Annotated in this window: 13 protein-coding genes; 1 reads left to right on the top strand and 12 read right to left on the bottom strand. The window is 44.2% G+C overall.

Features of this window, described 5'->3' with window-relative positions:
* Position 1 precedes the first annotated feature (1 nt).
* The 7 genes from mobT to D1151_RS04155 form a co-directional block, all read right to left on the bottom strand.
* Positions 2–1,213 (bottom strand): MobT family relaxase, encoded by a 1,212-nt coding sequence (mobT, locus tag D1151_RS04125; protein WP_202620379.1) that lies wholly within the window; start codon positions 1,211–1,213, stop codon positions 2–4.
* Positions 1,214–1,384: 171 nt separating this feature from the next.
* Positions 1,385–2,788: a DUF87 domain-containing protein gene (locus D1151_RS04130; RefSeq protein ID WP_161908059.1), complete on the bottom strand. Its 1,404-nt coding sequence runs from the start codon at positions 2,786–2,788 to the stop codon at positions 1,385–1,387.
* A gap of 16 nt (positions 2,789–2,804) precedes the next feature.
* Complete coding sequence (locus D1151_RS04135; protein ID WP_161908060.1) at positions 2,805–3,197, bottom strand: YdcP family protein; 393 nt, start codon at positions 3,195–3,197, stop codon at positions 2,805–2,807.
* A gap of 15 nt (positions 3,198–3,212) precedes the next feature.
* Positions 3,213–3,527 (bottom strand): YdcP family protein, encoded by a 315-nt coding sequence (locus D1151_RS04140; protein ID WP_005363246.1) that lies wholly within the window; start codon positions 3,525–3,527, stop codon positions 3,213–3,215.
* Between the two features lie 8 nt (positions 3,528–3,535).
* Positions 3,536–3,709, bottom strand: coding sequence for a hypothetical protein (locus D1151_RS04145; RefSeq protein WP_161908061.1), 174 nt, complete (start codon positions 3,707–3,709; stop codon positions 3,536–3,538).
* Positions 3,710–3,773: 64 nt separating this feature from the next.
* On the bottom strand, positions 3,774–7,208 hold the full coding sequence (locus D1151_RS04150) for a VaFE repeat-containing surface-anchored protein (RefSeq protein ID WP_161908062.1): 3,435 nt from the start codon (positions 7,206–7,208) through the stop codon (positions 3,774–3,776).
* Positions 7,209–7,354: 146 nt separating this feature from the next.
* A complete protein-coding gene (locus tag D1151_RS04155) occupies positions 7,355–7,510 on the bottom strand; it encodes a hypothetical protein (RefSeq protein WP_161908063.1) in 156 nt (51 codons plus the stop codon).
* A 108-nt stretch (positions 7,511–7,618) separates the two neighbouring features.
* Here D1151_RS04155 and D1151_RS04160 point away from each other — a divergent pair, with 108 nt between their 5' ends.
* Positions 7,619–8,824, top strand: coding sequence for an alanyl-tRNA editing protein (locus D1151_RS04160; protein ID WP_161908064.1), 1,206 nt, complete (start codon positions 7,619–7,621; stop codon positions 8,822–8,824).
* 27 nt (positions 8,825–8,851) lie between these two features.
* Here the strand turns inward: D1151_RS04160 and D1151_RS04165 are convergent, their stop codons facing one another.
* The 5 genes from D1151_RS04165 to D1151_RS04185 form a co-directional block, all read right to left on the bottom strand.
* Entirely contained in the window at positions 8,852–9,745 is an 894-nt protein-coding gene (locus D1151_RS04165; protein WP_161908065.1) for a DMT family transporter, read from the bottom strand.
* Positions 9,746–9,826: 81 nt separating this feature from the next.
* Positions 9,827–10,483 carry a 3-oxoacid CoA-transferase subunit B gene (locus tag D1151_RS04170; protein ID WP_161908066.1) on the bottom strand — a complete coding sequence of 219 codons (657 nt, stop codon included), beginning with the start codon at positions 10,481–10,483 and terminating at the stop codon, positions 9,827–9,829.
* Positions 10,471–11,184, bottom strand: coding sequence for a CoA transferase subunit A (locus D1151_RS04175; RefSeq protein ID WP_161908067.1), 714 nt, complete (start codon positions 11,182–11,184; stop codon positions 10,471–10,473). The genes D1151_RS04170 and D1151_RS04175 overlap by 13 nt, the downstream gene beginning before the upstream one ends.
* A gap of 251 nt (positions 11,185–11,435) precedes the next feature.
* Positions 11,436–12,230, bottom strand: coding sequence for an OAM dimerization domain-containing protein (locus D1151_RS04180; RefSeq protein WP_160202144.1), 795 nt, complete (start codon positions 12,228–12,230; stop codon positions 11,436–11,438).
* A gap of 17 nt (positions 12,231–12,247) precedes the next feature.
* Positions 12,248–13,801 (bottom strand): lysine 5,6-aminomutase subunit alpha, encoded by a 1,554-nt coding sequence (locus D1151_RS04185; protein ID WP_160202143.1) that lies wholly within the window; start codon positions 13,799–13,801, stop codon positions 12,248–12,250.
* Positions 13,802–13,814 lie beyond the last annotated feature (13 nt).

Raw genomic sequence — 13,814 nt, forward strand, 5'->3', positions numbered from 1 at the left:
GTCATTCCTCCTTACTGATGATTTCCTCTGTGGAAGTCGTCTGTTGTTCAATCAGTTTTTTATGACGCTCGGTGAGCTTCGCATGGTCTAAAATATCTTTGAGATAAGTCGTGCCGTTGGTACGATCTATCTGCTGTAAGACTTTCCATGTAGGAGCTACCTGTCTGCTTATCCAGTTCAGCGTCCTTGTGAGCGTGTACGGTTCTGGTTTGGTCGTCAGTTTCAGACGCCCACGATCAGAACCGATAAAGTACGCCCATTTCTCATTGGTTTTCCATTCGCTGCGTCGCTTATCCACCTCCTTGTCAGCGAACCGCATATAACGGTTGATAATATCAAAAGCGGTACGTTCTGCGTCATGGTAGGTCAGCAGGTCACGCACCGCATAATAGGCTCGCTCATTCTTTAGTCTTATTTCAAAACGGTTCTTGATTTTTGTATCTTCAATGGCTATGTCATACTTTGCGTACTGTTCATAGTCCTTTTCGTAGATACAGAAATAGACTTCCGATTTGAGCGAACCAATATACAATGTATTTCCCATACCGTATCTGTCCTGTTCCATGCTTCTTACAAGCTCACCGCTGCGGTAGCTCTTGAAGCTGCGAAATACGGAAATACATTCCTCATGGTTGCATTTCTCTGTCAGCTCTGGAATGTCTAAGATTCCTGCCATATCGTTGATGGCAAGGTCAAGACGTTTCATCACACCTCCCTCTATCAGAGCGTCCATGAGAAAGTCATACCAGCTCCTATGCTGTGCCAAGAGGTAGCTTTCCATCTGGCGGCAGCCTTTGCCTTTCAGCTCTAGTAATGTGCCTTTTTCCTTATCGGGTGAAGTCAGCACGAACACATCACCCAAGACGTAATGTTCCGCATAGGAGTAGAAGCCAAAATCCTCATGTATCATCACATCAAGCCTTAATTTGAGAATATCTTCAACAACGTGTTTTACGTCCTGTGTGGGGAATCGGATTCTGACATAATCCAAGACCATTTCCAGCGGATTTTCTGGATTCAGTTTATCCAGAGCGTCCGTGAGTTTCACCTTGATTTCTTCCGTCAAGGCTACTTTTCCAGATTCAAGCCTGCTGACATACTCTCGGCTGACACCAGCCATGACCGCAAGCTGATTCTGGGAAACGCCGTACTGCGTCCGTTGTTCTTTGAGTTTGTTTATCCAGTCGGTATCATTCAGTAAAAATCCCTCCAATCGAAAAAGGAATGTGACATTTACCGATTTTGTCACACTCCCTTGAATGTTTGAAAAGTCCGCTGTTTTAGGGGACTTTCAGATATTATTATGACTGTTTCCAGATAATTTGTGCCCCCCTGTTAGATAATGGGGGCGAATGGTTGGTGTGGCAAGCCACACCAACACAGGCTAGTCCGTACCTGCGGCTTCCGCTCCGCACGCCGCCTGTCCGTCCTGCCTGTTTTGTGTCAATCTGCCTATTTCTCTTAGAAAATCGTGTCCTTTTGGTACAAGGGGAGTGTAAAACTCTGATATGACACTTGTTCCTGTATCGACGTAGCCACGTCCTTTGATCTGTTTCAGAAAAAAGTCCTTGTCTACCTCTCCGAACATCATGGAATAGCCAAGCTCTGACATACGCCCCAATGCGACACGGAAATTGAACTGGTCACGGATTCCGTCACCTAAATATTTTGCGTCTGGTCGCTGACAGGCGAGGATAAGAAAGTAACCTGCCTGTCGTCCGAGCATGACTATCTGTTTGAGCTTATTCAGCACAGCAGCGTTTTCCTTTGTCGTCAGCATTTCCATAAATGCTACATATTCATCAAAGATTAAAAAGTGCGGAGCAAGACCGAGATAGGCATAGTTTTCACCTGTCTTGTAGTTTTCCATGAGCTTCATAGCTTCACTTCTTGCCATCATACCGTCATAGAACCTATCAATACAAGCAGTTATATCTTCCTTTTTGTAGTAGACTTCTGGCATGACGACGGATAAATCCGCAAGGTCAGCGTTCTTCGGGTCTAACACATACATGACCGCATTGCAGCGGAGCAGAGCTTCAATGATAGTGAGGATAAAGTAAGTTTTACCGCCACCAGTGCCGCCAGCAATCAGCATGTGAGGGAGCTTGTCATATTCCCACCAGACATTTTTCATCAGACGCAAGCTGCCATGTTCCGCTTGTACTTCGTCAATGGTAATTCTGTTTGCGATAGTGTCATAGAGCAGCACATATTCAACGTAGCTGTCCTTTAATTCTTTGGAAACCAGCTCACAGTACAAGCCTGTTTCCAGCTTCTTTTCCAAATGTAGGAGCTGGTCTTGATATTTTCCCAGTGTGATTTCTGTACGGATATACAATAGTCCGTTATCCATACGATAATACAGCTTTGGAAAATAGTTGATTTTCTCTTTTTTGCTGGTCGCTGGTAAATCCTTGAAGAATCCGCTGTCCTGCATGGTTTCCGATTCATACCACCCATTTTCGAGTATCATTCTAGCCAGCTTTTGACGGTGAAAGAGCTGCTTTACCCTGTCATACTGGAATCTGCGGTACAAAAGAGCAGCAATCACACAGACCAGAGCTGCCACAATGATTGTTACTATCATGTATGTCGTAACGGTAAGATGGACGCTGCCATTTTGCATAAGACGAACCGATTTCCAGTCCGTTGTTAGGATTGCTTTTAGGTTCAGCAACATAACCACAGTAAGGAACAGCAAAAGCAGCGAACCAGCCGAGAAACGAAAAACCAGCGACTTGTCACTGGCTCTGATACGGTTTCCACGTTTATTGAATTGTGGCATAGGCTAAATCCTTTCTTTATTTCTTATTTTGTGGTTGCTGGCTATGGTTGTGGTTCTGCGGATTTCCTGCTGGTTGACCGTTCTTATTTTTCAAGACAATATCATCTGCCTTGATATACCAGTCAACGTCTGCCCCTTGAAACGTAGCAGTTGCCACCGTATCAGCCACAGGATTGATGATTTCCACCTCTGCGTTATAATCATATTCTTTTAACGGAACAGAAGCAGGAATACTTACCTGTATCATGCGCCCCTGTTCCTTGCACTTCAAATCGTAGGTACGTTCTTTGATTTCTTCAGAAACCGTACCGTCCTCATTCTGGATATGTACCTCACGACGCAACGCCGAGAACTTCAATACTCCGAATGTCTTTTCCTTATCAATGATGATTCCGTTTGCTAATCTCATAATCTTTCTACCTCCTTATGCTTTCACCATATCGTCTGCTGACAGGATATAGTTTGTGAATCCTCTTGTGCCGATTTTGTAACCCTCTGCGGTGATTTTTGGATTGATAAGTTTTACTTTTTCCTCTGATTCAAAATTTTTCTCACCAGCAGAAGCAGGCAGCACGACGATAATATCATCTGCCCTCTGTACGTCCGAATAAAGGTTGAAGCTACGGGAAACTACCGTCATACGTCCGTTGATCCTACGCTGTTCAACCTTATTCTCACCTGCAAACTCCAAATTTCCGAATGTCTTTTCCATGTTCGGGATAACGTGTTTTAATTCCATAAATGTATTTACCTCTTTTCTTTCTGATTTTGATTGATTTCATATAGTATCATTCTGCTGTCTGGATTGTATCTGTCTGCCTGTGAATCATCAAGGGCAAGCGTTGTGCTTCGCACCCTTGACAATCCCCATTCAGAAAGATAAATGGCAATCAAGCAGAATTTAGTTAAACTGTCAGCCAAAGACTGGCGTTTCTATGATGGGCGGTGGTCGGGGGAGTGCTTTCATGAGCTGCTACCTCCTGCATTAGTCAGATTTCTTTACTCTGCGGAATCTCTTATAACCTGCAAAGATAAGACCAGCAGCAGAAATTCCCATCATAGCGAGTAATGCGGCGAATGGCGTATTGTCACCAGTTTTTGGTGAATCGCTTGGCTTCGTTGGTGTGATAGGTTCTTCTGGTGTAGTAGGGGATTCTGGTTTTTCCTTGATTGTCACCGTCTGCCCCTCGTCCTTGATGTCCTTATGTTCCGCTACTTTGATAGGCTTGTCTGGATTTGTCACGTCGTACAATTCTTCAAAAGTGACAAGCTCTTTACCACCTAGCTCACTGGCATTGAATGTAAATTCAATCTGAACCTCCATCTTAGTATCTGTAGCGGTGAAAGTAAGGTCATTTTTCACACGCTTACCATTAACGATAAGTTCTGTATTTTCCGATTTCACCATTTCCCAACCTTTAAGGGTATATTTCACGTCTTTTTCAAGACCATCTAAGGTAACAGTATCAACGATAGTTACGTCCTTACCAGCTTCGATTGTCTTTTTACCTGTTGCCTTGTCGGTAGCGGTTGTGTGCATAGTGATGATACGCTCTGTGATTGTCACCGTCTGTTCGTCGTCTTTGATGTCCTTGTGTTCAGCTACTTTGGTAGACTCGTCTGGATTTGTCATATCGTATAATTCTTCAAAAGTGACAAGCTCCTTACCTGCAAGCTCACTGGCATTGAAAGTAAATGCAATCTCGACTTCCATTTTGGAATCGTCTGCGGTAAAGTTAAGGTCATTTTCCACAGGTTTACCGTCTATAAGAAGCTGTGCATTTTCAGACTTCACCATTTCCCAACCTTTAAGGGCGTATTTCACGCCTTTTTCAAGCCCATCTAAAGTGACCGTATCAACGATAGTCACGCTCTTACCAGCAACAATCATCTTTTCACCTGTTGCCTTGTTGGTAGCTGTGGTATGAATGGTAATGATTCTTTCCTCGATTTTTACAGTCTGCCCGTCGTCCTCAATGTCCTTGTGTTCAGCCACCTTGATAGGCTCGTCTGGATTGGAAAGGTCGTACAATTCTTCAAACGTCACAAGGCCTTTGCCACCTAAAGCACTGGCATTGAATGTATAGGAAACTTCAACTTCCATTTTGGAATCTTTTGCAGTGAATGAGTAATCACTTTCCACAGGTTTACCATCAATAAGAAGTTGTGCATTTTCAGATTTCACCATCTGCCAGCCTTTGAGCTGGTATTTTGTTCCCTTTTTCAATCCGTCTAAAGTGACCGTATCAACGATAGTCACACTCTTACCAGCAATGATTGACTTTTCGCCTGTTACCTTGTCGGTAGCTGTGGTATGGATAGAGATTTCTGGTTCGTAATCATCTGTCAATGTTCCCAAGTCAACGACAGTCTTATTGCGTGATACCACCACATCAAAGGCAGGAATCAAGGTCATTCCTTTGTTGGAATCACAGCGTAATTCCTCAATCTCATAAGTATCATAGAGTAAAGCACCTTTGCTGTCGTCTGGTTCAGATGTTCCAAACCAGATACCGTCCTCACTGGATTTACCAGCGTTTGTATTCTGCTTATGAGATACCCAGTCAGCAGCAGTAGAGAACTGACCGTTTTTATCAGTCACAATGATGTGGCTTTCACCAGTCGTCTTGCTTGTGATCCTAAACGAAACATTCGCAAGTCGCTTGTGAGTACCGTCACCGATTTTGACACCCTCAATATCACCACGTTTAATCTGATTGTAAACAGAGTGTACTTCGTCAGTTAAATCAACGATTTTTCCATTCTCTGTGATTGCAAACTCAATCGGTTTTGCACCGTCAGTCAAATATCCCTCTGGAGCTTTACTTTCTTCGATACGGTATTTTCCGTATGGTAACGTATCTGCGTCAGTCGTAGCGATACCGTCAATGCCTGTATGGATTGTTTTGACAACTTCATTCTTGCTATATAACTTGCCACCTACCAAGACAGCTTTATCATTCAAGGAAACAATCTCAAAGGCAGTATCTTTCAAAGTTGCACCGCCTTGTGCTTTTGTATCTTTTGTTTCAAGGTCACGCTTCTGGATTTTCACACCGCCACGGATAACCTTGTCTGATACGGAATACTGGTTGCTGCCGCTTAACGCTGCAAGTTCACCGTTCTCTGTAATCTGTGCCACATACACGCCTTTTATCTGTTCAGAACTTCCAGCGGCTTGCATATAAGCACCCTCTAACAAGTAACCCTTTGGAGCTGTCTTTTCTTCCACAGTGATAGTACCAAGCGGCAAGCAGATAGTACCATTCTGTGTATAGAAGCTGTCACCAGATACTTTGTAAGCGTCAGCTAAACGTGTAATGTAATGGACTTCATTCTTGCTGTCTTTTTCAACGATTGTCTTTGTCGTCCATGTGCGTGTCGGCTCTGATGGGAGATTGTCTTTTGTGTAATATCCGTCATAATATTTCCAGACGAACTCCGCACCCTCCAAAGAAGCGTTACCTTGTGCGGTTGATTTGGAAGTTTCCATATCAATCTTGAAAAGCTCAACCAATGTGTCTGTGACCTTTGGTGTATCGCTGACTTTTAAGGTAGCAGTTTCACCAGCTTTGACCGTAAGGGTATAGACGTTCTTATCTAACTGGAATCCCTTTGGAGCTTTTGTTTCTTTCACAAAGTATGTTGCTGCCCTTAATTCCACTGTATCAGTGTTTCCATTACTATCTGTCGTAAGTGTGGCAACAGATTTCGTGCAGCCCTTATCAGAATAGACACCATAAGTCGCACCAGATAAAGAATAGCAGTCATTAGATTGTGTAACCGCTGTATTACTGGACGATTTCTGAATCTTGCCATTTCCGACAGCCAACTTCGCCCAGAACTGTCCTAAGTCCTGCCCCTCACCGACGTAGATATAACCGCCACAGTCATAGCGTCCTTTATTTTCTTTGACAAAGGCTTTTGCTCCTGCGAATACTTCATCTTGTACGGATTTTGAAATTTCATCATAAGAAGCTCGGACATTATCACATTTCCAGCCTAGGTGAACACTCAATCTCTGCCAGACAACTAACTGTCTTAACAAGTAAGCGTGTTTGCTACCAAGTCCGCTGTGGCTTTTCGCATACTGTTTAACGTATTCAATAGATAAGGCAACGTCGGCTATCTGGTCGTCACTCATGCGTGTACTTGCGTCAGCTCTGGTCTTGTAACCATTTTTAAAGCCAGTATTGATGTCAATGCAGTAAGCGTCCTCGCCATCAACAGTCATGTGTCCTTCGTTGAATGTTTCACTGATTGAGCCATCATTATTGACACGTTCAACAATTCCGACACGTTCCTCTGATTCTGTCCAGTATTGCGTTTCCGCTGCATGAACAGCAGTAGTGGGTAATGCAGTAAAAACGGTTGCAAGGGTGAGAACCCCCGTAAGTAATCGCTTCATAATCTTTTTCATAATATTTGATTCTCCTTTCGATTTTTGGGTAAAAAAATAGACGCTCATTTCTGAACGTCTACAACTTGAAAGGCTTGTCCTCTCACACATATTTAATTTTGATAGGTACAACAGTTGCCTTTCTTTCAGTAATATCGTTATCAGCCTTACTTGCGCAACTGTGTTCCTCCATGGCCGGCATCCAGCACCAGGATCACCTGGGGTTCCATCTTCCCTGCCGTTTCGACCACCTTACTGTAGCTCGGACTGAAACACACAAATGCAAGCAGCAAAAGAACCATCACTCCTTTTTTTACTCTCAAATTCTCTCTCCTTCCTTCTTTTTTCAATATATGAAGTAAAAACTAAAATCATGTAGATGTTTTAAGACCAAAGCTGTGTTATACTGAAAGGAAGAAAAGGAGCACAAAATGGATACAAGAAGACTATTTAAAGAAGATGTATACTTAAAAACTGCCAAGGCAGTAATCACCGATATACAAAGGGAGGAAGAAAATCTCGTGCTGATTCTCGATCAGACGATTTTCTTTCCCGAAGGCGGCGGTCAGAGCAGTGATATCGGCACCATTTCTGACCTTACTGTAACACACGTGTATGAAGATAAAGACTACATCTATCACCGCTGTGTCGAAAAAGAAAGCGAATTGTCGATAGGCGATGAAGTAGATATTGCAATCGATTGGAAGCATAGATTTGATAATATGCAAAGACACTGCGGGGAGCACATCTTATCCGGCAAATTCTATGAACTCTTCGGCGGCGTCAACCGTGGATTTCACATGGGTGAAGATTATATGACCATCGACATCAGTCTGGAAGAAAATCCAGCATATAATATAATCACTTGGGAAATGGCAAAGGAGGCAGAGCTTGCTGCCAACGAAGCAATCTGGGCAAATCTTCCGGTCATTACCCGCCACTATGACAACAGACAAGAAGCCGAACACCTTCCGCTGCGCAAAGCCCTTGCCTTTGACGAAGATATTTCCATCGTCTGCGTGGGAAGTATAGAAAATCCTGCCGACTGTGTCGCCTGCTGCGGCACCCACCCTGCTGCTTCCGGTCAGGTCGGCATAGTAAAACTCTACAAGGTAGAGCCGAATAAAGGCATGTTCCGCATTTACTTTGAAGCCGGCAAGCGTGCCTTTCTCCACTATCAGAACCGTTACGATATCCTTACGAATCTGGAACATAAACTTTCCGCAGGTACAGACGACCTGCTGGACAAATATAACGCTCAGAACGCAAAAAACAAGGGTATCCGGGATGAACTTTATCATTTGAAGAAATGGGTCGTTGCACGAGAAATAGAAGATATAAAAGCGCAGATTTCCCCGGCTTTTGTCAGATATTACGATAAATTGTCTATTGACGATATACTGGAGATTGGACGCAGTCTCTCCGGCTGCATCCCCACCATCGCTTTTCTTGTCCATCAGCCGACGAACACCATTCTCCTGTTCTCCGATCAGCACGACTGCGGTAAACTGGTAAAAGAAAATGCCCCTATCTACGGCGGCAAAGGCGGCGGCAACCAAAGTTCTGCCAGAGCCATCTTCCCTAAAACCGAATATGTAGATACTTTTATCGACCTAATAGAAAAACACCTGCGCTAACAGGTGTTTTTTCTATATAATTTAGATTTACTTCTGTCTCTGTCCACCTAGGTTCATAATGGCGATGGACGCTAGCACCAGAACAATTCCGGCAAGCTTCCACAAGCTAAAATCTTCCTGTAAAATAACAAATCCGATGATTGCAGCAACTACTGTCTCTACCGATGCGATGACTGGTACCTTTGAGGTTTCCAGATTCATGGAAAGCCCTTTCATATAGATAAAGTATGCCACCACCGCTGTAATCAGTCCATATGCAAAAGCGCTCGCCATAAAGCCAGCAGAACACAAATCTCCTATCTCCAGCCATGGCTTTGCAATCACCGCCATAGTAAGAGATGCAAAGAGAAAACTGTAAAAAGTCACCGTCGTTGTATCATAGTCCTTCGCAATGGTTCCAAAGATTGTCATCAACGAGTACAAAAAACCGGCTGCAATACCGATTAGAACGCCATATCCTAGAAAATCAACTGTATCAAAATTACCGCCGGTTACCGTCAGTGCACAGCCTGCAATATTTACAGCAAGTCCTGCAATCTTATTTGCACCTATCTTCTCTTTAAAAATGATTCTGCTCATAATGCAGACAAAAATCGGTGATGTATAAAGCAGTACGGCAGCAGTTGCAGCACCAATACTGCCGATTGCCTCGGTATAGGCGTAGTTAAACATCGCCTGACATACAACACCTAGAACTGCACAGAGCAGCAGCCCTTTTCCATCGATGCGAAATAGCTTCGTTCCGCCAAGAAAAAGCATTACCGGTATAATCCAAAGGGCAGCTGATGCCATACGAAAAAATACGATCGTTGCTCCCGATGCACCGTAACTTCCAAGCAAGTTAATGAAAAGTCCCATGGTTCCCCAAAGGCAGCCGGAAACGAATACATAGATATATCCTTTGTTTGAATGATTTTTCATAACTTTCCCCGTAACAAAGAGGAGATCCGCATGCGGGTCTCCTCCGTAATTCTTAATCAGATTTTTCGTCCTGTTTGAAGATTATTCTTCTTCCATCGGTTTCATTTCTGGATCGAAGTGAAGTTTGCAGCCAGTTGCTGTCTGAATATCTTCTTTGCTGTAATCCGGATGTAATTCTGTTACCCAGATGCCATCTTCTCTGACTTCCATTACGCCCATTTCAGTAATGATTTTGCTGACGCACTTTTCAGCGGTCAAAGGTAATGTGCACTTTTCTAAGATTTTGTGATTACCCTTCTGGGTGTGCAGCATTACGATGATAACCTCCGGACAGCCTGCACAAAGGTCCATAGCACCGCCCATACCAGCAACTTTCTTGCCTGGAACAATCCAGTTTGCCAAATCGCCGTTTTCAGCAACTTCCATAGCGCCAAGGACTGTAGCTTTTACGTGTCCGCCTCTTACAAGACCGAAAGATTCTGCAGTATCAAAGAACTTTGCTCTTGGCAGTGCAGTTACATATACACCACCAGAGTTGATGATATCAACATCTGTATTGGTTTCGTCTGCAACAGCATCAATACCTGCAAATCCATTTTCGGAGTGGCAGGTTACTGCAATGTCATCTGGAATATAGTCTGCTACCATGGTAGGAAGGCCGATTCCCAGGTTAATAAAATCGCCGTCTTTAAATTCCTTTGCGCATCTCTTCGCAATTCTCTGTTTTAAATCTGCCATCTCTTTTCTCCTTCCACAATAGCATCTACGAGAACGCCTGCAACTGCAAAGTAGTCAGGGTCAATCTCTTTAATTTCAACAATCTTTTCCGGTGCAATGATGGTGTGCTCTGCAGCACCAGCCATTACATAGTTAAAGTTTTTCGTTGTCTTGGAACAATAGTAGTTACCAAATTTATCAGCTACAGTAGGTCTGATGAACGCATAGTCAGCGCGCAGCGGCATTTCGAATAAGTACTTCTTGCCTTCCAGTTCTACAACTTTCTTTTCTCTTCCTAATTCGTCCAGCTCTTCCTGCACCGGTGTACCAACACCAGTCGGAGTCAGAACACCACCAAGACCGTAAGCTGCTGCTCTGATCTTTTCTGCTAAAGTACCCTGTGGAACCAGTGTGCACTTCAGTGTGCCTGCTACCATGCCATCGCCAATCAGCGGGTTCATACCTACGTGGGAAGCGATGATGTGGTCAACCATACCAGCTTCGAGCAGTTTACCGATACCTCTTGCAGTCTTAGCGCCGTAAGTTCCTACTGGCAGACCGCCGTCGTTACCGATTACTGTCAAATGCTTAACGCCTTTTCTTACAAGTGCGTCCATGATAACTTCCGGGGAACCTGTGCCCAGGAAACCGCCGACCATAATGGTCATGCCGTCTTTAACGCCTGCAACTGCTTCATCAGCAGTCATAATTTTGTTAATCATTTTACAATCACCTTTCTATATCATATTAGTTTAAACAATAACAACCCCACCCTTCCACGAAGCAAAGCTTCGGGCGGGTGCCCGGGAACCTTGTTGTCCTAAGGCAATAAGTGTTCATGAGAAAATCATACACCAAACGGATACATCTTGCAAGAGGATTCTTGTCCAAAATCTGTACCCTCCGCATGTGATAATGGGCGCTGAACTTAAAGTTCAGGCGCCCGCAACTCATGTCATATTATCATATGAGATTAGCGATCAGCGATATTTTTCTTATCCTGCCAGCCTCTCTTTTCTACTTCCTGCATGATGTAGGACATAACGTGTTCTGCATACTTTCCAGGACCAAAACCTGCGTCGTAGCCCAGTTCCTGTGCTAATTCGTGGGAAATTCTAGGACCGCCGCAAGTCAGGATAATTTTGTCACGCAGACCTTCCGCTTCCATCAGTTCAACCATTTTGGTCAGCTGCTGGATGTGAATGTCCTTCTGTGTTACTGTCTGGGATACCAGAATTGCATCAGCGTTCAGTTCTTTTGCTTTTGCAATTAACTGTTCACAAGGAACCTGGGAACCCATGTTATGCGGATCTACATTCTTAAATCTTTCCAGACCGAAGTGACCGTGGAAGCCCTTCATCTGAATGATTGCGTCGATACCTACAGTATGCGCGTCAGATTCGATGGATGCACCTACAACGGTGATATCTCTGCCGATGTGTTCGCCAATCCATTCGCCGCATTCCACACGATCCATTACAGTACCTTCAACCTTAGGAACATTGATAGCTGTAAAGTCGATAGTTGGCTGTGCGGAGCCGTAAACGTTAAAGAATGTATATCCTGTTGTCAGTTCGCAGTAGTAAGCTACGTTTGGCTCAGCCAAACCTAATTTCTTAGCATACTGCTTTGCGCATTCTTCAGCTTCTTCACCGTAAGGTACAGGAAGAGTGAAGGCTAACTGAACTTTACCGTCGTTAAGTGCATCGCCGTAAGGCTTAACACAAGTTAAATCTACACTGCTTGTTGCTTTGCATTCTGTTGTCATGACCTTGCACCTCCTTATTATTCATGATCCATAAACAATTCAATAAACGGATTGAAGTAGTTTTCACCTTTAGTGGAAACACCTTCCAGACCGTGACCACCGTCAAACGGACGTTTCACGCCACCGAAGATACCCTTTTCGATTGTGGAGAAGAGACCTTCTTTTTCAACTTCAGCAAGAAGAGCGTCTGCTTTGCCCAGAACTTCCTGTGCTCTCTTCTGAATGATACCGTCCTTCTTGAACTCAACTTCTTCACCGATGTGTCTGCAGTTGTTGAAAATGTAACGAGCATTTTCAATGGACAGATATCTATCCTGCATCAGCGGTGTATGAATTGCTTCTGTCAGCATACCAGTCAACAGCAGGGACTGATTCGTCCAAACTGTTACTAAGTTGAACAGCGCATCCTGCAGGTGACCTCTAAAGATGTTACCTGTCATGAACTTTGTAGGAGGCATGTATTTTAATCTTGCCTTAGGGAAGATTTCTCTTGCCATCTGTGCCTGAGACAGTTCAAGCAGGAAGCCGTCTTCAGTAGCAGGATCCATTTCAAATGCGTGACCCAGACCCATCTGTTCTTCAGGAATGTTAGCAAGTACTGCAAACTGTTCGTTGATGAACTGAGAAGCAGTTACAGTGTGAGCTGCTTCGATTGCGTCGTCTGTTGTCAGGTAGTTGTCTTCACCGGAGTTAAAGATGATACCGCAGTAACCGATGATAACACGGCTCATGAACTGGTCAACCAGTGTTCTCTGCATGTTGATATCTCTGAACAGGATACCGTAGATAGCGTCATTTAACATTACGTCTAATCTTTCCAGTGCGCCCATTGCAGCGATTTCAGGCATACACATACCGGAGGAGTAGTTACACAGTCTGATGTATCTGCCAACTTCTTCACCAACTTCGTCCAGTGCTTTTCTCATGATTCTAAAGTTTTCCTGCGTAGCGTAAGTACCACCAAAGCCTTCAGTTGTTGCGCCATAAGGTACATAGTCAAGCAGGGACTGTGCAGTAGTTCTGATTACAGCGATGATGTCTGCACCCTGTCTGGCAGCAGCCTGTGCCTGAATCACGTCTTCGTAAATGTTACCAGTAGCAACGATTACGTAGATGTAAGGCTCTGATCCTTCACCGATAGTGTCTAAGTACTCCTGACGCTTTGCTTTCTGCATGTCAATTCTTTCGAAAGTAGCTTTGATTGCAGGCTTTAATGCTTCAGCAGCTTCTGCCTGGGAGCAGGTCGGAAGTTTTGTGATATCCAGTTTGCCTGCAGCCATTTCTTCTGCGATTTCCTGCGGTGTCTTGCCAGTCTGTACGATTGCATTACCAATCCAATAAGCGACACCTGTCGGCAGCGCACCCGCATCCTTCAGCTGGTCTACTACCACGTTTGGAAGCGGTGTGTCAACATCGTCTACACCGTCAACTCCCAAAAGTCTCAGAATTGTTCTCTCTGTGCTGACTGTAGTGTGTCTGTCAATGAAGTCCTGCATGTCATGTGCAATGTTTGCCGCATGCTGACGAGCACTGTCAACTACTTTTGGGTCAAGGTTTAATTTGCTTTTCATCCTTTTCTCTCTC

This window comes from Emergencia sp. 1XD21-10, assembly GCF_009936045.1.
GTDB lineage: Bacteria > Bacillota > Clostridia > Peptostreptococcales > Anaerovoracaceae > Senimuribacter > Senimuribacter intestinalis.